Here is an 18,898-nt window from a genome sequence, read left to right on the forward strand (position 1 = left end):
GGCGGGGGGCGGGGGGTGCTATGTGATCGTTCACCGGAGCATCCTGGCGCACAACGGCGTTGGCTGACCACCGCCAAGGTACGCCGACGGCCTCCACTGCACCGCCCGGGTGAAGTAGTGGGCGTCAACGCGGCCTTGGTGTGGAGCCACATGCCGACCGACCTCGGGACGAAAGGACGGACAAGGAAACCGAGTTGGCCGGCGTCTGAGCCACGAGGGATCAGAAAGCCACGCTCCGGCTCGTCGCCCATGTCGGCGAGCAGGAGCGCCCTTCTGCTTGCATCGGATTGTCTCCGAATCGCGGCCGAGGCCGACTGGCTGATCTAGTCTCGCCTCAGCTCCCGCATCAACGTCGAGACAAGAGACGGCGAAAGGACGAAGTTGCGTCTTTCTGTGAAGCGCTGCGCCCTTGCCGCCGTACTCACCGTGGCCGGCTGCGGCTTCGGCCACCATGACAGCACCTCCGCGGACAACGCTGCCCGTCTCGCGAAGGCGTCTCCCGCTGCAGCATCCCCTGACGCCACTGGTGACTCCTACGCCGCCTCGGTCGACCAACCCCCGAAACTGGCCTCGGGAGGCATCACCGCCCTGGTAAGCGGGTCCCACCTCAAGGACAGTGTCATCTACCCGATTCCGGGCCGAGTCAGGGCCGGCGAGGCCCTCGTCATCGCGGTCAACTGTCAGGGACCCGGTCGGCTCGACGCGGAGGTGCGGGCGGTCGGTATGTCGTTCTCCCTTCCGTGCGAGAAGGGCACGGTGCTGCCCGCGTTGAACGAGTTCCGAATGGATTCGAGCCACTCCCTGGGCTCGCTGCGGTTCACCGCGAAGCCGGATGTCATGTGGTCCTTCACCGTTGGCTTGGACCCTCACCCGCCCAAACCCCACTGAGCCGTCTGATCAGTCCAGCGAGCGGAGGATCAATGACGCGGATTCCGCCCGAGAAATACCCGGCCGAGGGCAAGCCCCTGGGACGCGGCCCCTCCCACGGGTCAAGGACGCCGGTCACCTACTCCACCGATACTCCTGCGATGCGGAAGCTGTGGTGGCGGATCCGCTCGACGGCGAAGTGGCCGCGAAGAGGATGAGGCGGGTCTCGCGATGGGGCATCACGCACCGTGCGGACCATGCTCCGGACGGCACTCTCGGCGTGTGGCGCGTCGGCCTGTCCGGTCGGGTCGGCGGCTACTTCTTGACTCTCGGTTCTGCGCTTGGCGCGGTGATCACCTGGCTCAGCGCTCTCATCCACCCGAGCGCCCAGAACTTCGGCTCCGCGGGGATCACGACCGCCGTCGCCGTGGGGTTCGGTCTCTTCGCCTGGTGGGTCCTGCTCCGCGTGCGCCTCGAACTCCACGAAGACGTGATCGTCATGGTCAACCCCTGGGGCACGCAGCGCCTGGCGTGGTCCCGCGTCAGTGCGGTGATCCTGGGCAACTGGGGAGCGGAGTTCCACACGACGGACGGGTTCAAGTACACGGCGTACGCCCTGAGCGTGCTGGCCGGTGGTGCTCGGCAGGACGGGCGGTTCGTCGAGGTGCGGCGGATCGCATCCGCGCGACTCCGCCCCACTACGTGACGAACCCCCTCTTGATGTCCAACTCGGCCCAGACCGTCTTGCCGACGGTGAGCTTCTCCGTGCCCCAGCGGTCGGCCAGAGCGCCGATGATGAGCAGACCTCTGCCGAACTGGTCGATGAGGGTGGGTGGTTGAGGGTCTGGGAGGCGTTCGCCTCTCGGGTCGGTCACCGCGATGCGCAGGGCGTCGGCCGTCAGGGTCGTCTCCAGGCGGAACAGGCGGTCGCGCAGGCAGCCGTGCAGCAGGGCGTTCGTGCACAACTCACTGGCCAGGAGAGCGGCGTCGCCTGCGGCGTGGGGGTGGCCCCAGGAGACGGCGAGTCGGGCTACGTGGCTTCTGGCGCGGGGGATGTTGTGCGGGTAGGGGGTGTAACTGACGGCGTCGTGGCGGTCGTAGGGCTTGGGGTGGCGGAAAGGGCAGGAGTCCGTCACGCGGCACACCTCCAGGAACAGGGCTGGTCGGGGTGGCTTCGCCGTGCAGGGTGCGAGCGGGCAGCACGGTGCACTTCCCCGACGCCAACTTCGTTGAGTGAGTGGTTGAGTACCGAAGGTAGCGGCATTGCGCGTGGGCCATCAACCTTGTTGGGCAGAAAATTTGATGGCCCTAGGCTGTCGAGTCGATGGGTAGGGAGGGACGGCGGGATGGCAGGCAGGGACCCCGACCGGGGGAAGACGGTCACCACTGTGCTGGGGCGGCGGCTCGGCGGTGAGTTGCTGCGGCTGCGCGAGGCGTGTGGGCTGCGTCAGGCACAGGCTGCGGAGGCGTTGACGGCGTCCGTGGCCAAGGTCGCGAAGATCGAGCGGGGCCAGGTCCCGATGCGGGACCCGGATGTCCGTGCGCTGTGTCGTCTCTACGGCGAGAGCGACGAGGTGGTGATCGGCAAGCTGTTGGCTCTGGCCAAGGCGGATCGGGAGCGACGTAGGGCGCGCGGATGGTGGAATCAGTACCCGCAGTTGCGGGCGATGGTCGAGTACGTCGCTCTGGAGGACATCGCGACCGGCGTGCGGACCTGGCAGGGCGCCATCGTCCCGGGGCTGTTGCAGACGCCGGACTACGCTCGGGCGCTCGCCGTGGGGAACGGGAACTGGGAGGATCCGGACGAGATCGAGCCGTTCGTCGAGTCCCGGATGGCCCGGCAGGCCCGGCTGCACGGTGAGAGTCCGCTGGAGTTGTGGGCGGTCGTGCACGAGGGTGCACTGCGCCAGCTGGTGGGTGGCCGAGACGTCATGCGGGCCCAGTTGGAGCACCTGCTGGACATGGCACGGCGACCGAACGTGAAGCTGCAGGTGCTTCCGTTTCTCGCCGGCGCGCATCCTGGGATGACCAGCGCCTTCACCATCGTCTCGTTCGCCGAGCCGGGCGCGCTGGACGTGGTCCACGTGGACACCACCTCGTCCACCCTCTGGCTGGAGAGCGATACTGATGCCGATCACCACAACGGGCTCTTCGACCGGATCACGCGAATGAGCCTCGCGCAGCGGAACTCGGTCAAACTGATCGACGGAATCCACAAGGAGTTGTAGTCCTCGTGCCCGCGTTCGAGTTCGTCAGGTCCAGCTACAGCGGCGGCAACGCCGGCCAGGAGTGCGTCGAGATAGCCCGCAACATCCCCGGCACCGTCGCCGTCCGCGACTCCAAGAAGACCCGTGGGCCCGTGCTCCGGTTCGCCGCCTCCGTCTGGGGGCCGTTCCATGACGGCGTCCGTGCCGGGACCCTCCGGTGAGGTTCCCGGCACGGGCGGTGTGGCGCTAGTTGGTGAAGTAGAGGTACTTCCAGTCGCTCAGCGTCGTCGTGTTGACCGTGTCGCCCGACGCGCCGTTGACGTACGCCGACCGGACGCGGGCCTTGATGCCGGACTGGCCCGGGGCGCCGAGGGTCACGGCCGACTTGCCGTTGGTGCCGAGGGCGAAGTACTGCGGGCTGTCCTCGCTCGGGTACCACGTGCCCTGGTAGTAGACCTCGAGCTCGAGGCGCTGGGCGCGACCCCGGTAGTACGTCATCGTCGTCGTGACGATCGGCGAGGTGTTCTTGTGGAACCAGTAGTACGTGTGCGAGCCGATCGCGGCCTTCTTGTAGTGCTTGGTGACGGCCGTGGAGACGCGGACCTTGGCGAAGGCGTTGACCTTGACCGACTTCGGCGCGTACTGGGCGTCGCCCTTGAACACCGCCGTGACCGCGGTGTCGCGGGTCATGTCGACGGTCACGGTGAGGTTGCCGCTGGAGTTGACCTTCGCGGACCTGACCAGCTTGTTGGGTTTGTCGGCGCCGAAGGGGTCGGCCCAGATCTCCACCGTGCGGTTCTTGTACGTCTTGCCGAGGTGCGCGGTGAACTTCACGTCCGCGCCGTACCCGTACACCTTGCCGTTGTTGTTCAGGCTGAGCGCGGTCGCCGTGCGGGAGACGGCGACCTTGTCGGACGCGGTCACGGCGGAGTGCTCGGCGTCACCGGCGTAGGACACCTTGTAGGTGACCGTGCCGCCGGCCGGCGGGGTGTCGGTGAAGGAGTACGTGCCGTCCGAGCGCACCGTGACGGCGGGCAGCGCCTTGCCGTTGGGGGATTCGAGGTCGGTCCGGGTGACCTGGAGCTTCACCCCGGCCGGCAGCGCGACGGACGCCGAGATCCTGCCGGTGACCGTCAGCTTCCTGGCGCGGGGCGCGCTGGAGGGCGCGTTGACCGTGAAGGCCGGGTTGTTCAGGGTCGGGCCGGTGAGCGCCTTGAGGGTGTAGCCGCCGCCGTCCGAGCCCGTGCCGACCAGCGCGAAGACCCGGGAGAGGTCCGGGGCCCAGCGCAGGGCGGCGGGGTAGGAGGTGCCCAGGTCGTAGCTGTGCAGCGGCTGTACGGTGCCGGGCCGGTACGTCAGGACCTTGTGGCCGTCGGCCTGGGCGACGACGCCGTTCGGCGCGATGTCGGCGAACTGTCCCGTCGGGTAGGAGCCGGCCGCGGTGAACTTGCCGTCCGCGTAGGCGTCCCGGTCCTTGCCGTTGACGAGGACCTGCTTGCCGCCGGGCACCAGGTCGATGTCCCCGATGCCGCTGTTGAGCGTGTAGTCGCGCTCGTACCAGGAGACCAGCTTCGGCGTGCCGCCGGAGACGTCCAGGACGGCCATCGAGTCGGTGGAGACGCCGGTCTCGCCGACGGCGAGGATGCCGGGCTGGCTCGCGTCGGTGTCCAGCAGGCCCTGGCCCCAGATGCCTGTCCCGGTGCCCTCGGTGGGGAACTGCTTCAGCGTCACCGGGTCGGTGCCGCCCCCCGCTTCCACCGACGGGTCGACCGAGCCCAGGTCGCCGTCCCACTGGTCGCCGTAGGTGAACCACACCTTGCCGCCGCTGAAGGCGACATGGCGCGGGCCGGTGTTGGTGGCGACCGTGTAACGGTGCCGGATGTCGAGGGTGGCCGCGTCCAGGGCCACGATCTCGTGGGTGGCGGGCAGGGCCGCGTAGAGGGTGGCGCCGTCGTCCGACACCGCCAGGTCGGTGATGCCGGGGACCCCGCTCGCCGAGTCGACGGCGTTGCCGGAGTAGTCGGCCGCCGTGACCGTGCCGGCCGCCGCGTCGCCGACGAAGACCCGCTTCAGCACGTCGTCGGCCACGATGCCGCCGGGCGTGGTGACCCGGGCGGCGGCCGCGGAGGCGGTGCCGGCCGCGACGACGCTCAGCGCCGCCGAGGAGAACAGGACAGCAAGCGCTGTCGCGGTCGAGATGCTGCGCGTACGCACAGTGGTGTAACCCCCTGAGGAAAACCCGGTGTACGACCGGGCAGGCGAGTGCGCCGCGCAGCACCCGGCGATGACACACGGGGCGCGGCTGCCCCGGCAGCCTATGTCATGCCTGTGACAGGCGTGGAGGGAATTTCAGCTGTGGGGAGGTTCCGTGACGGTGTCGAGCAGCGTCACCCGGCGGAAGTTGCACACCGCGCGCTCGCTCGGCGCGCTCCCCGGGCGCCCGCCGGAGTGCGCCTTGAGGGCCACGCTCACGAGGCTCAGCAGGAGATCCACGTCGGCGTCGCAGTCGAGGTGGACCGTGACCCAACGCGAGCCGGGGACCAGGCGGATGGCCGTCGACTCGGCGAAGTCGTAGTGCAGCCGCTGGATCGCCCGGGCGGTCAGCTGCAGGTCCACATCGCGCTCGGAGTGGAAGTGGACGATCTCGTGGTGGGCGGAGCGCAACGCCCGGCCCGTCCCGCAGTCGGCCGGACACGGGCTGAGGTCGGGCCACGTCTCCAACTGCCGCATGGCTCTCTGGGCCGGTGTCATGTGCCCATGGTGCGGTGCTCACCGCCCGTCCACCAGGGATTGAGGGATCCGTAACCCTTAGGTGACGAACGTCCGGTTGACCGGACGGCCGCCTCCACAGCAGCCCTACCGAAATGACATCAGCCGTTCATCGACCCTCCATATCCGACGCCTCGCGCCGACAGGAACCGGCCATTGACTCTCCCCCGCGCGGCTCGAACACGAGGCCGCATGGGGAATACCGTTTCCTTTGGGGGGCCCTCAGTGGTGTCCGCAGTGGAGGCTTCCGGCGAACCGGAGCCCGACAGACCCGTTCCTCGCCGGCTCCTCACGGCGCGTGGCCTGGGCGACCGCCTCTTCCGGTACCAGCTCACGGCCACCGGACTCGCCGTCCTCGCCATCATGGCGGCCGTCGGACTCTTCCTGCTGCTGCGGGCCGCGCAGGCGCTGCGCGTGCGCGGCCTGAAGTTCCTCACCACCGCCGCCTGGCAGCCGGACGTCCACAACTTCGGCATCGCCGCCGTGCTCACCGGCACCCTGCTGATCGCCGCCGTCGCGGTGACGATCTCGGTGCCGCTGGCCGTCGGGACCGCGCTGTTCATCTCCGACGTGGCACCCCGCCGACTGCGCCGCACGCTGGTGACGATGGTCGACCTGATGGCGGCCGTCCCCTCGGTGGTCTACGGCCTGTGGGGACTGTTCTTCCTGCAGCAGCACGTGATCGGCCTGTCGCGCTGGCTGTCGGACTGGCTTGGCTGGATACCGCTGTTCACGGTGGACGGCACCCGGCCCGGTGAGCCGCTGGCCTCCGAGAGCGTCTACACCGCCTCCACCTTCGTCGCCGGGATCGTGGTGGCGCTGATGGTCGCGCCGATCCAGTGCTCGGTGATGCGCGAGGTGTTCGCGCAGGCCCCGGCGGGCGAGCGCGAGGGAGCGTACGCCCTCGGCGCGACCCGGTGGGGGATGATCCGCGCGGTCGTCCTGCCGTACGGCAAGGGCGGCATCATCGGCGGCACGATGCTCGGTCTCGGGCGGGCGCTCGGCGAGACCATCGCCGTGTACCTGATCATCTCGCCGGTCTTCGTGATCCAGCCGCACATCCTGCAGACCGGTTCCAACTCGGTGTCCTCGCTGATCGCCCTGCACTACGGCGACGCGTCCACCTTCGGCATGTCGGCGCTGATGGCGGCGGGCCTGGCGCTGTTCCTGCTCACCCTGGCGGTCAACTTCACCGCCTCCTCCATCGTGGCCCGCTCCCGGTCCGGCGCGCAGAGCGAGGCATGAGATGACCGTCGTCGAAGAGACCGGCCTGACCGAAGGCCGAGGAGAAGGAACCGACGTCCGGACGGACGCCGACGGCCCGGTGGACGCCGTCCCCGGGACCGAACTCCCCGACCGTCCCCGCCGTATCGGCGGCGTCAGCCGCTCCGGGGTGCTGTCCCTGGCCGGCGCCGCCGTCTCGGGCCTCTGTGTCGCCGTGCTGCTGTTCGGTGAAGTCGCCCCCTTCTCGGGCGCGTTGGGCTTCACCGTCACCGCGTACGCGGCCTTCCTCGCCATCTACGCGGTGCTGACCGGGCTGGAGGAGGACCGGCAGGCGGTACGGGACCGGGTGATGACGGTCGTGCTGTGGACGGCGGCCGTACTGCTGTTCACCGCGCTCACCCTCGTCGTCGGCTTCACCGCCTGGCGCGGCCGCGAGGCCCTGCCGCACGGCAACTTCTTCACCCAGGACATGCAGGCGGCGGGCCCCCTGGACCCGCTGACCCACGGCGGTATCGCGCACGCGATGCTCGGCACGCTCATCATGATCACGATCGCGCTGGCCATCACGGTCCCGCTGGGCCTGGCCTGCGCGGTCTACCTCAACCAGATCCCGGGCCGCTTCTCCCGGTTCGTGCGCACCATCGTCGAGGCGATGACCGCGCTGCCGTCGATCGTGGCCGGCCTGATGGTGTACGCGGTCTGGATCCTCGGTCTCGGCATGCAGAAGTCGGGTCTCGCGGCCGGGTTCGCGATCAGCGTGATGATGCTGCCGATCGTGATCCGGGCCTCGGACGTGGTGCTGCGCCTGGTCCCCGGCACGCTGACGGAGGCGGCGGAGGCGCTGGGCGCTCCGCGCTGGCGGACCGTCTGGCACGTCGTCCTGCCCACCGCGCGCTCGGGGCTCGCCACCGCGGTCATCCTCGGCACGGCCCGCGGTATCGGCGAGACCTCCCCGGTCCTGCTGACGGCGGGCTTCACGGCGGCCCTCAACGGCAACCCGACCGACGGCCCGATGATCTCCCTCCCGCTGGCCGTCTTCACCTTCGTCAAGTCCCCCGAGCCCACGATGATCGCCCGCGGCTTCGGAGCGGCGGCGGTCCTGATGGCCCTGGTCCTGGTGCTGTTCGCGATCGCCCGGGTGATCGGCGGAAGGGGCCCGGGCCACCAGAGCAAACGCCAGGCCCGCAGGACGGCGAAGGCGTCCCGCCGGGACGAGCAGAGGTTCGCCGAACTGCACGCTCCCGCACTGCAGTTGTTCGACAGCGGTTCCCACGACGACACCGAGCAGACCAACGACTCCGGAGACAGTCACTGATGTCCAGCCCTGTCATCAACGCCCTCCGTCGGCTGGGCGTCCTCGCCGCGCTGCTGGGCATCCTCGCCGTTCCGACAGCCGCCACCCCCGCCTCCGCCGACAGCTACACCCCCATCGCCGGAGCCGGATCCACCTGGGCCGAGAACGCCGTCGACGAGTGGCGCCGGGCCGTCAACCAGTACGGCATGCGCATCAGCTACGCCGGCACCGGCTCCTCCGACGGCCGCCGCCAGTTCCTCTCCGGCACCGTCGACTTCGCGGTCTCGGACATCCCCTTCCAGACCCACCCCACCGACGGAAGCGCGGCCGAACGCCCCGCGCAGGGGTCGTACGCCTACATGCCGATCGTCGCCGGCGGCACCGTCTTCATGTACCACCTGACGGTCAACGGGCAGCGCGTCACCAACCTCCGCCTCTCCGGCGACGTCGTCACCAAGATCTTCACCGGGGTCATCAAGACCTGGGACGACCCGGCGATCAAGGCCGACAACCCCGGTCTGCAGCTCCCGCACCGCCCCGTCGTCCCGGTCGTCCGCTCCGACGGCTCCGGCTCCACCGCCCAGTTCACGATGTGGATGGCCAACCAGCACAGGTCGCTGTGGCAGGCGTACTGCGCCAGGGTCGGCCGCTCCGGGGCGTGCGGACAGACCTCGTACTACCCGACCGTCTCCGGCATGATCGCCCAGTCCGGCGACCTCGGCGTCGCGGGCTACGTCGCGCAGAACTACGGCGAGGGCGCGATCGGCTACGTCAACTACTCCTACGCCCTCAACGCGCACTATCCGGTCGCCAAGGTCCTCAACCACGCCGGCTACTACACCGAGCCGACCCCGCAGAACGTGGCGGTCTCGCTGCTCAAGGCGAAGATCAACACCAACAAGAGCTCGCCGGACTACCTCACCCAGCAGCTCGACGGCGTCTACACCGACAGCGACCGCCGCAACTACCCGCTCTCCAGCTACTCGTACATGATCCTGCCGCTGAAGGTGCAGGGCACCTTCACCAAGGCCAAGGGCAAGACGCTGGGCGCGTTCTCGTACTACTTCATGTGCCAGGGCCAGCAACAGGCGCCGCAGCTGGGCTACTCGCCGCTGCCCATCAACCTCGTGCAGGCCGGCTTCGACCAGATCCGCCGCATCCCCGGTGTGCAGACGCAGAACATCAACATCAGGGGCTGCAACAACCCGACCTTCACCGCCAACGGCCGCAACAAGCTCGCGGAGACGGCTCCCTACCCGGCCGCCTGCGACAAGAAGGGCGCGGCCCCCTGCACGAGCGGCAGCGGCGGCGCCAAGTCCGGCGGCTCGAGCGGTGGTTCGGGCGGCAGCGGCACGGGCGGGTCCACGGGCGGTTCGGCCGGCGGGTCCTCCGGTGGCACGGCGGCCGGGGGCGGTACGGCGGCCGGGGGCGCCGGCGCCTCCGCGCAGCCCTCCGTGGACCCCGACACCGGGCAGACCATCGCCGCCGACGGCACGGGCACCGGGTCCGCCACGACCGCGGGCGGCACCATCGCCCTGGCGCAGCCCGTCGCGGTGGCCGGACACAGCGGCTGGACGACCACCCAGACCCTGATGGTGCTCGCCGTCTTCCTGGTGCTCGGCCTGGTCCTGCTGCCCTCGCTGGTCTCCCGCCTCATCAGCCGCGCCTCGGACGGGGGTTCGCGATGAACCGGGTACGACGTCTGCTGCTGAGGGTCGTCGCCGGGACCGCCGTCGGCGCGCTCGCGGGACTCGCGGTCGCCCAGTCGGCACCGCCGGCGACGGCGGCGAGTTCCTCCGCCGTCACGGTGTCGGGGCGCGGCGAGTTCAGTGCCATGAAGTTCACGGTCTCCCAGACCAGCCATCTCACCAGCCAGGCGATCACCGTCTCCTGGACCGGCGGCACCCCCACGACCTTCGCGGGCACGCAGTTCAACACGGACTTCGTGCAGATCATGCAGTGCTGGGGCGACGACGACGGCACGGTACCGGCCAACCCCGGCCCACCGCGCACCCAGTGCCAGTACGGCGCCTCCCCGACCACCGACCGCACCAGCTGGCCGGGCAACGACTACGACGACACCCGCAGGGTCTTCTACAGCGCCGACCCCACCAACTACGGCCAGGACAACCGGTACGGCGCCGCCAACCCGAACGCTCCCGGCGAGGTCCCCTTCAAGTCGGTCGACGGCACCACGGTCACCACGAACACCCAGAACAACCCGTTCTTCAACCGCAACACCACCAACGAGGTCGACTTCGCCCGCACCGGCGCCGGCGGCACCGGCACCGAGTACTTCGAGGTGCAGACCGCCAACGAGGCCCCGCACCTGGGCTGCGGCCTGCCGGTGAAGACGAACGGCGTGACGAAGCCGCGCGACTGCTGGCTGGTGATCGTCCCCCAGGGCCACCTCGACCTCGACGGCAAGCCGTACGCCGACCACAGCCAGGTCAACGCGGGCTCCCCGGTGTCCTCCACCAACTGGCGGAACCGCATCGCGATCCCGCTGCACTTCAACTCGGTCGGCACCAACTGCGCCCTCGGCGCCAAGGAACGCCCCACCACCGGCAGCGAGCTGGCCGCCGACGCCATGACCAGCTGGCAGGCCGCGCTGTGCCCGGCCGGGAAGGTGTACAGCTACACCGAGCAGGGCGAGCCCGACGCCCGGGGCCGGCTCGGCAACGACGGCTCCTCCGGACTCGCCTTCACCACCCGGGCACTCGGGGCCGACGCCAGTTCGGCCGCGCCCCCGGACACCACGACGTACGCGCCGGTCGCGCTCTCGGGAGCCGTCATCGGGTTCACCATCGAACGCAGACCGAAGGCGGGGGCGCCCGACTCGGTGACGAAGCTCGCCGGCACGAAGGTGGAGTCGATCAGGCTCACGCCCCGGCTGGTCGCCAAGCTGCTCACCGAGTCCTACCGCAACTCGCCCTGGGGAGCGGTGATCGGCTCCACCGTCGCCGGCAAGTACGGCTGGGCGAGGAACAACCCGGCGGGCCTCGCGAGCGACCCCGAGTTCATCGCGCTCAACCCCGAGTTCGCGTATCTGTCGGTCGCCGAGACCCCGGCCACCGACACCGACCTGATGACCTCGCTCGGCCACAGCGACACCGCGCACGACCTGTGGCAGTGGATCTGGGCCGACAAGGAGGCCCGGCAGTTCCTCGCCGGTGTCCCCGACGACGACGGGATGCGGGTCAACCCGTACTACAGCACCAACGCCGACCTGAACCCGACCGGCGCCGCCTTCGACCCGTCGAACCTCGACGAGTACCCGAAGAGCGACCCCTGGTGCACGATCCCGCCCGGCACCGGCGCCACCCTCCAGCAGTGCATGACCGACTTCCACCCGTACGTGGACGACATGCACGCCGGTGCCCTGCACACCCGGCGCGCCGACATCCTGTGGAAGTCGACCTGGGACCCGCTGGCCAGCCCGCCGGCCTTCAAGAGCCCCGGCCCGCAGATGGTCGGCTCGCGCTTCGTCATCACCGTCACGGACGCGGCCTCCGCGGCCCGCTACGGCCTGCAGACGGCCCAACTGCGCAACGCTGCGGGCAAGTTCGTCGCCCCGACGACCGACTCCCTGACCGCCGCCGCGAAGAGCGCCGCCGGGAAGACGGTCGCCGAGATCACCCCGGCGGGCGCCACCGCGAAGAACGCCTATCCCCTGGCCCAGCTGGTCTACGCGGCCGCCCGCCCGGCCAAGCTCACCGCCGACGCCCGCCGCGACTACGCGGCCCTGCTGCGGTACGCGGCCGGCAACGGGCAGCTCAGCGGCGCCGACCCGGGCCGGCTGCCGGCCGGGTACGCCCCGTTGCCCAAGCAGCTGCGCGCCCGTGCCCTGCAGGTCGCCGGCACGCTCGAGCACTACAAGGGCGGCTCCGCGGACGGCGGTTCCGGGTCGTCCGCGGGGTCCGGCGGCAGCGGCACGGGCACGGGCGGCTCGACCGGCTCCGGCTCCTCGGGCGGCACCGCGGCCGACGGCGGCACCGGTACGCCGAGCGCGGGCGCGAGCACCTCGCCGAGCCCGCAGGCCTCGTACGGCGGCGGAAAGGCCGTGCAGACGACAGCCGCGGGCAACACCCCCGCCGACCCCGCCAACCCGCTGCGCTACGCCGTCCCGGTCGGTGCCGCCCTCGGCGCCGTGGCCGGCGCGGGCGCCCCCTTCGCGGGCGGCGGCCGACTGCGCCTGCCGCTGCGGATGCCGCTGCCGGGCGGCCGGACGGTGACGCTCGTGCCCGACACCCTGCCGGAGCGGCTGCGCAAGCTGCTGCCGCCGGGCCGGGGGTGAGCGCCCTGCCACGGACCCCTGCGGGCACCGGCCCGCCGCCGGGCGGGAGTTGACGCCCACCGCCCGGCGGACCGCCCCAGCGCCCTATGCCCCTCGGCGCGCGGCCCTCACCGGCCCGCGTCGCACCTTCCGAGCCGAGCCCCCCGACGGGGCCCGCGCTCCCACAGACGGCCGCCCGCCCCGAAAGGCAGTCGGGGCGGACGGCCCGTACCACCCTGCCAGATCCACCCCTTCGCACAGTCACGGAGACTCTCGATGCGCAGAACGCGCTCTACGGCGGCGCTCGTCGCCGCCGCCGTGGTGGCCGGCGGCCTGGCTCTCGCGAGCCCGGCGTACGCCGACCCCACCCCCGCGGGGACCTTCCGCCAGCTGGTCGGCGTGGGCTCCGACACCACCCAGGACGTGCTCAACGCCCTGGCCGGCGACACCGTGGCCGGCAAGAGCTACGCCGCCACCGCCGTGAAGTCGGCGAGCGGTGCCGGCATCGCCTCCTACGACGCGATCGAGCCCGGCACCGGCTCCACCACCTCGAACATCACGACCCGCTCCGGCGGCCCGTCCTTCCTGCGCCCGAACGGATCCGGCAAGGGCCGCCTCGCCCTGAGCGAGTCGCTGACCGGCGACAAGTTCCCGGACTCCTCCGGCGTCGCCATCAAGGGCCAGGTCGACTTCGCCCGCTCCTCCAGCGGCCCGTCGGCCTCCGGCACCGCGCTCACCTACATCCCGATGGCCCGTGACGCGATCGGCGTGGCGGTGCGTGGCTCCGGCCTGGACACCCTGACGTTGGCCCAGCTGCACGACATCTACGTCGGCACGCTCACCACGGTCAACGGTCAGACCGTGCACCCGAAGATCCCGCAGAGCGGTTCGGGCACGCGGAAGTTCTTCCTGTCCATCCTCGGCCTGCAGGACGCGGACCTCGCCCCGAGCGTCCAGGCGGTCCAGGAGAACCAGGGCAACAGCGCGCTCACCGAGGCCGGCGCCCTCGTCCCGTTCTCCGTCGGCAGCTGGATCGCCCAGAACAACGGCGTGGCCCCCGACTACACCACGACCTCGGTCAGCAACGGCGGTCACCTGGCCGCCATCCAGCTTCCGGGCGACACCGGCGCCACCAGCCCGGTGACCACCGTCAACGGCAAGCTCGCGCCCGTCCAGCCGTACTACGAGAACTCCACCTTCGGCCGCGACGTCTTCAACGTCGTGCCGACCCGGGCGATCGACCCGACGAGCATCTTCTTCGACAAGGACCTCTACGACGTCTTCGTCACCAGCGGCAGCCACACCGCCGCCCTGGCCTCCGACGACGCCGAGAAGGTCATCGCCTCCTTCGGCTTCGTCAACGAGTCGTACAACGGCTCCGTCAACCTGACCCGGCACGCCAAGCAGGGCGGCCTGGAGGAGTCCGGCATCTCCACCGCCGTGCCCGCCGCGCCGGCGCTGAAGGCCACGCCGGGTGACGCGAGCCTGAAGCTGAGCTGGACCGCCCCGGCCGCCACCGCGTTCCCGCTGACCGACTACCGGGTCACGCTGACCGACGCCGGCGGCGCGGTCGTCGCCGTCAAGGACCTGCCGGCCACCACGACCTCGTACAGCGTCACCGGTCTGGCCGTGGGCACGTACACCGCCACGGTCACCGGCAACAACATCAACGGCACCGGTGCCGCGTCCACCTGGACCGGCCCGGTCAAGTACAAGAGCGCCACCACCGCCGCGGTCGCCGCGACCCCGTACGGCAAGGCCCCGAAGGTCGCCGTCACCGTGACCGGCAGCCACGGCGTGACACCCACCGGCAAGGTCACCGTGAAGGAGGGCGCCACCGTCCTCGGCAGCGGCACGCTGAACGCCTCCGGCAAGGTCACCGTGGCCCTGTCGAACCACCTCAAGGTCGCCACGCACTCCCTGACCGTGTCCTACGGCGGCGCCGCCAAGCTGAACGCCTCCTCGGCGACCGCCACCCTGAAGGTCACCAAGGCCACCGCCTCCCTCGCGAGCACCGCGCCCGCCACGATCAGCCACACCGCGCGCGCCAAGGTCACCGTCAAGGTCACCGCGACCGGCACCACGCCGACCGGCACCGTGAAGATCTACGAGGGCTCCCGGCTGCTCGGCACCGGCACCCTCAGCGGCGGCAAGGTGACGATCACCCTGCCGAAGCTGGCCCGGGGCAAGCACAGCCTGCACGCCACCTACTCGGGCTCCGCGACGGTGAACGCCAAGACCGGCCCCGTCTTCACGATCAAGTCCACCTGATCCATCTCCCACCGGGCTGCCGGGGAGGGCCCCTCCTCCCCGGCAGCCCCCCTCTCGAACTTCCCGAAGGAGGCGGGCCGCCGTGACACTCGCCGTACCCCTCACGCTCACGCGCGTCCGGAGCGTCACCGTCGTCCGCCATCTCGCCCGGGGCGGCCTGCTCAGCCTCGCCGCCCTGCTGCTCGGCATCACCGCCCAGCTGCTGCTGGTCAGCGGCATCCAGGAGCGGTCCGCGCAGCACTCCGCCTTCGACGAGCTGCGCGGCCGACTCGCCCTCGGGACCGCGCCGGTGGCGCAGACCGACCAGCAGGGCAGGCTGCTCGCGCCGGGCACGCCGGTCGCGATCGTCGACATCCCCAGGCTGGGGACGACGCAGGTGGTCCTGGAGGGCACCGACTCCTCGGTGCTGACCGACGGGCCCGGTCACCGCCGGGACACCCCGATGCCCGGGCAGGCCGGCACCAGCGTGCTGATGGGGCGGGCCGCGGCCTACGGCGGGCCGTTCCGCGGGCTCGGCTCGCTGTCGTCCGGCGACCGGATCACCGTGGTCACCGGGCAGGGCAAGGCGACGTACCAGGTCCTGGACGTGCGCAGGGCCGGTGATCCGGCTCCCGCCCCCGTGGCCGCAGGCAAGGGGCGGCTGGTGCTGGTCACCGCGACCGGCGCCCGGTTCGTGCCGGCCGGGGTGCTGCGCGTCGACGCCGACCTGGTCTCCGCCCCCTTCCAGACGCCGGCGGCGGTGATCCGCACCGGCACGCTGCCCGGCTCCGAGGAGCCGCTGGCCCGGCCCTCCGGGGTGCCGTGGCCGCTGGTGATGTGGCTGCAGGCACTGCTGCTGGCCGCCGTCGCCGCGGTGTGGGCCTGGCACCGCTGGGGCCGCCACCAGACGTGGATCGTCTTCGCGCCCCTCGTCGCGGTGCTGGGCCTCCAGGTCGCCACGCGCACCACCGAACTCCTGCCGAACCTGCTGTGAGGTGTCCGAAGTGTCCGAAGTAACCCAGTCCGTGCCCGACGCCGTGACCGACTCCGTGACCGACACGGTCGTCCTGCCGCCGGTGGAGACCGCCGCCGCGACCGCTCCCGCCACGATCGAGGCCCGGTCGGTCTCGGCCTGGTTCGGCGGGCACCAGGTGCTCAGCCAGGTGTCGCTGACCATGCCCGCGGGGCGGGTCACCGCGCTCATCGGGCCGTCCGGGTGCGGCAAGTCGACGTTCCTGCGCACGCTCAACCGGATGCACGAGCTGATCCCGGGGGCGCAGTTCGGGGGCGAGGTGCTCTTCGAGGGCGAGGACATCTACGACGCCTCCTGGCGGCTGACGGACGCCCGCCGCCGTATCGGCATGGTGTTCCAGAAGCCGAACCCGTTCCCCGCGATGTCGATCTACGACAACGTGGTGGCCGGCCTCCGGCTGACCGGCGCCCGCGCTAGCCGCCGCGAGAAGGACGAGCTGGTGGAGGAGTCGCTGTCCCGGGCCGGCCTGTGGAAGGAGGTCCGCGACCGGCTGCGCAAGCCGGGCGGCGCGCTCTCCGGCGGCCAGCAGCAACGGCTGTGCATCGCCCGGGCGTTGGCGGTACGGCCCCGGGTGCTGCTGATGGACGAACCGTGCTCGGCGCTGGACCCCACCTCGACCCGCCGTGTCGAGGAGACCATCCACGAGCTCGCCGACCAGGTGACGGTCGTGATCGTCACCCACAACATGCAGCAGGCGGCCCGCGTCTCCCAGCAGTGCGCCTTCTTCCTCGCCGAGCAGGGCACCCCCGGCGGCATCGTCGAGGCGGGCCCGACGGACGACGTCTTCGGCACCCCGAAGGACCAGCGCACGGCGGACTACGTAGCGGGCCGCTTCGGCTGACGGGCGGCGGGCAGGGCGGGGACGGTGAGCATGAGGTCGATCACGGGCTCGGCCGCGAGGTTCGGGACCGCCGTCGAGCCGATGTGCTCGACCTCTCCTTTCGCGGCGTTTGGGTCGATAATCGAGCCATGAGTACGGCGACGTTTGTCATGGCGGCCACGTCGGTGGACGTAAGCCACGTGGTCGGCGCCTTCATCGGTGGCCTGGTCATCGCCGGTGCCCTGGTCTGGGCCTTCTGGTTCGGCATGCGGGTGCGCGACCGGGAGCTGCCCCGGCCGCTCCCGGACGAGCAGCCCCGTCTTCCCGACGGCGGAGCCGTCCGCGAGATGCGCGAGGTGCGCGAACCGGACGAGGTGCCGCTCTCCGAGGACGGAAAACGCCTGATGCCCCACGAGATTCACCGCGCGTCCAGCAAGACGGGCAAGGACCAGCACCGACGGCGCTGGATGCCCGGCTCCAGCGGCTCCTTCGGCAGCGGCGGCCTGGGCGTGCGCTAGCCCCGCGGCGGGAGCCGGCGGCTCAGGCGAGCCGGCGGCTCAGGCCATCCGGTTCAGGCCATCCAGAAGAAGACGGCCGTCATCCGCTTGTCCTCCAGCGTGCTGCCGGAGTAGCCGGTCGCGCTGTGCACCAGGTTGGCCTGGTACAGCAACAGCCGGTTGTACTTGTGCGGGACCCGTACGTCCTCCTCGAAGTGGTCCCCGGGCACGAACCGGGTGCCGAGCGCCTCGACGAGGTTGTTGTGCGGCGCCTGCACGATGTTTCCGCCGAGCCGCCCGCCGGGCAGCGACTGGCGGTAGAACGCGGTGCCGCAGTCCTTGCCGACGCCGGGGTTGAGGTACAGCACGGCCGCGTACCGGCACAGCGCCCGTGAGTCGGTGTGCGGCCGCGGCTCGCTCTCGCCCTCGCCGACGACCTGGACGCAGTTGTGGTTCAGCGTGCCGCCGCCGGGCGCCTGCTGCACCCACAGGTCCTTCGCCCCGGTCGCCTTCTTCACCAGGCGCTCCACGCGGGCGAGTTCGTCGGGCTCCAGGCCCGGCATGGTGCGCAGGCCCGGCCAGGTCTCCGAGGTGTAGGGGTATCCCTTGACCCAGTCGTCCTTCGCCAGACAGCGCTCCCGTACGGCGTCCACGTCCGGCAGGACGTCGTCGATGACCCAGTAGTCGCGGCCCTTGGTGGGCTTGCGGTAGGGCAGGACAGGAAGGGCCGCGGGGACCCGGGGCGGGGGTTGTGGGGGCATGGGCCGAATCTAGGTCGAGGATTCCCCCGCACTCTCCCGTGAACAGGTCAACATTCCGTCAACGCCTTGTCATGACCACCGAAGGAGCGGACCGCCAACTCCCCGGAGACATGGCTCACATCCCCTGGTTTTTACCAAACCAAAAGGTTCCGCGCCCGGGTCCGGTCCGTATTCCACACCGTCCTACCCCGCCGCGCGACGGCGGATCCCCGACCGGGCAGGAGGCACGGTGCGCTTTTCGCGGAACGCGACGGGAACTCTCTTCGTGGGCGGTGCCCTGAGTCTGACTCTGGCGGCGCTCGCCTATCCCGCGATGCTCGGGGTGAACACCGTGTCGGCCTCAGGAACGAGAGTCATCGCCCAGACCCAGTGGGGCCCGCTGACGGAGTCGGACCGCGACTTCGTGGTGAAGGTGCGCGCCGCCGGTCTGTGGGAGTACCCCGTCGGCCAACTGGGCCTGCAGAAGGGCCAGAGCCAGGCGGTCAAGATCGCCAGCAAGCACCTGATCGACGGTCACGCGGCGCTGGACGCCAGCTGCCGCAAGATCAGCACGATGCTGAACATCACCATCCCCAACATCGCGAGCCCCCAGCAGGTGGGCTTCGTCAACACCCTCAAGGCCGACAGCGGCAAGCAGTTCGACACGGACTTCGCCAACATCCTGCGGGTGACGCACGGTTCGATCTTCAACACGATCGCGAAGATCCGCTCGACGACCAAGAACACGGTGGTGCGTGCCCTGGCCGACCAGGCCAACGCGACGGTCCTGGACCACATCACGGTCATGGAGCAGACCGGGCTGGTCAACTTCGACCAGGTGCTCTTCCAGGAGACCACCCCGCCGAAGCTGCCCGCCAAGGACCTGACCCCGCCGCCCCCGCTCGCGGGCCAGCCCCAGGT

At 70.8% G+C, this 18,898-nt stretch carries 17 protein-coding genes; 12 read left to right on the forward strand and 5 right to left on the reverse strand.

Going from position 1 to position 18,898, the window contains the following annotated elements; translation table 11 throughout:
- Positions 1-1,216: 1,216 nt before the first annotated feature.
- Positions 1,217-1,573, forward strand: a complete 357-nt coding sequence (locus GRC12_RS27205; RefSeq protein ID WP_308286649.1) for a hypothetical protein — start codon at positions 1,217-1,219, stop codon at positions 1,571-1,573.
- On the opposite strand, the gene GRC12_RS27210 is transcribed toward GRC12_RS27205, so the two are convergent.
- Complete coding sequence (locus GRC12_RS27210; RefSeq protein ID WP_208782014.1) at positions 1,566-2,003, reverse strand: ATP-binding protein; 438 nt, start codon at positions 2,001-2,003, stop codon at positions 1,566-1,568. The two genes, GRC12_RS27205 and GRC12_RS27210, sit on opposite strands and share 8 nt — an antisense overlap.
- Before the next feature lie 210 nt (positions 2,004-2,213).
- Between GRC12_RS27210 and GRC12_RS27215 the strand changes: the two genes are divergently transcribed.
- Positions 2,214-3,095: a helix-turn-helix domain-containing protein gene (locus tag GRC12_RS27215; RefSeq protein ID WP_208782015.1), complete on the forward strand. Its 882-nt coding sequence runs from the start codon at positions 2,214-2,216 to the stop codon at positions 3,093-3,095.
- 5 nt (positions 3,096-3,100) lie between these two features.
- Positions 3,101-3,295 (forward strand): DUF397 domain-containing protein, encoded by a 195-nt coding sequence (locus GRC12_RS27220; protein WP_208782016.1) that lies wholly within the window; start codon positions 3,101-3,103, stop codon positions 3,293-3,295.
- Between the two features lie 25 nt (positions 3,296-3,320).
- On the opposite strand, the gene GRC12_RS27225 is transcribed toward GRC12_RS27220, so the two are convergent.
- Together GRC12_RS27225 and GRC12_RS27230 are read right to left on the reverse strand one after the other, a co-directional pair.
- Complete coding sequence (locus GRC12_RS27225; RefSeq protein WP_208782017.1) at positions 3,321-5,288, reverse strand: Ig-like domain repeat protein; 1,968 nt, start codon at positions 5,286-5,288, stop codon at positions 3,321-3,323.
- 135 nt (positions 5,289-5,423) lie between these two features.
- Entirely contained in the window at positions 5,424-5,825 is a 402-nt protein-coding gene (locus tag GRC12_RS27230) for a luciferase domain-containing protein (RefSeq protein WP_208782018.1), read from the reverse strand.
- Between the two features lie 246 nt (positions 5,826-6,071).
- Between GRC12_RS27230 and pstC the strand changes: the two genes are divergently transcribed.
- The 7 genes from pstC to pstB all read left to right on the forward strand — a co-directional run bounded on the left by pstC (position 6,072) and on the right by pstB (position 16,761).
- Entirely contained in the window at positions 6,072-7,088 is a 1,017-nt protein-coding gene (gene pstC, locus GRC12_RS27235) for a phosphate ABC transporter permease subunit PstC (RefSeq protein WP_308286650.1), read from the forward strand.
- 1 nt (position 7,089) lies between these two features.
- Positions 7,090-8,382, forward strand: coding sequence for a phosphate ABC transporter permease PstA (pstA, locus tag GRC12_RS27240; RefSeq protein ID WP_208782020.1), 1,293 nt, complete (start codon positions 7,090-7,092; stop codon positions 8,380-8,382).
- Positions 8,382-10,049, forward strand: a complete 1,668-nt coding sequence (locus tag GRC12_RS27245) for a phosphate ABC transporter substrate-binding protein PstS (RefSeq protein WP_208782021.1) — start codon at positions 8,382-8,384, stop codon at positions 10,047-10,049. The genes pstA and GRC12_RS27245 overlap by 1 nt, the downstream gene beginning before the upstream one ends.
- Positions 10,046-12,658, forward strand: coding sequence for a hypothetical protein (locus GRC12_RS27250; RefSeq protein ID WP_208782022.1), 2,613 nt, complete (start codon positions 10,046-10,048; stop codon positions 12,656-12,658). The genes GRC12_RS27245 and GRC12_RS27250 overlap by 4 nt, the downstream gene beginning before the upstream one ends.
- A 255-nt stretch (positions 12,659-12,913) precedes the next feature.
- Positions 12,914-14,908 carry an Ig-like domain repeat protein gene (locus tag GRC12_RS27255; protein ID WP_208782023.1) on the forward strand — a complete coding sequence of 665 codons (1,995 nt, stop codon included), beginning with the start codon at positions 12,914-12,916 and terminating at the stop codon, positions 14,906-14,908.
- Positions 14,909-14,990: 82 nt separating this feature from the next.
- Positions 14,991-15,881, forward strand: coding sequence for a sortase (locus tag GRC12_RS45835; RefSeq protein WP_208782024.1), 891 nt, complete (start codon positions 14,991-14,993; stop codon positions 15,879-15,881).
- Positions 15,882-15,996: 115 nt separating this feature from the next.
- A complete protein-coding gene (gene pstB / locus GRC12_RS27265) occupies positions 15,997-16,761 on the forward strand; it encodes a phosphate ABC transporter ATP-binding protein PstB (protein ID WP_308286651.1) in 765 nt (254 codons plus the stop codon).
- Here pstB and GRC12_RS46765 read toward each other — a convergent pair.
- Positions 16,737-16,940, reverse strand: coding sequence for a GrpB family protein (locus GRC12_RS46765; protein WP_208782025.1), 204 nt, complete (start codon positions 16,938-16,940; stop codon positions 16,737-16,739). The two genes, pstB and GRC12_RS46765, sit on opposite strands and share 25 nt — an antisense overlap.
- Between GRC12_RS46765 and GRC12_RS27275 the strand changes: the two genes are divergently transcribed.
- The gene (locus tag GRC12_RS27275; RefSeq protein WP_208782026.1) at positions 16,890-17,258 is read left to right on the forward strand and encodes a DUF6479 family protein; all 369 of its coding nucleotides are present in this window, start codon (positions 16,890-16,892) and stop codon (positions 17,256-17,258) included. The two genes, GRC12_RS46765 and GRC12_RS27275, sit on opposite strands and share 51 nt — an antisense overlap.
- 53 nt (positions 17,259-17,311) lie before the next feature.
- On the opposite strand, the gene GRC12_RS27280 is transcribed toward GRC12_RS27275, so the two are convergent.
- Complete coding sequence (locus GRC12_RS27280) at positions 17,312-17,998, reverse strand: DUF6445 family protein (protein WP_208782027.1); 687 nt, start codon at positions 17,996-17,998, stop codon at positions 17,312-17,314.
- A 265-nt stretch (positions 17,999-18,263) separates the two neighbouring features.
- Between GRC12_RS27280 and GRC12_RS27285 the strand changes: the two genes are divergently transcribed.
- On the forward strand, positions 18,264-18,898 hold a 635-nt coding region (locus tag GRC12_RS27285; RefSeq protein WP_208782030.1), incomplete at its 3' end, for a DUF4142 domain-containing protein.

The organism is Streptomyces griseorubiginosus (genome assembly GCF_017614965.1).
GTDB classification, from domain to species: domain Bacteria; phylum Actinomycetota; class Actinomycetes; order Streptomycetales; family Streptomycetaceae; genus Streptomyces; species Streptomyces griseorubiginosus_B.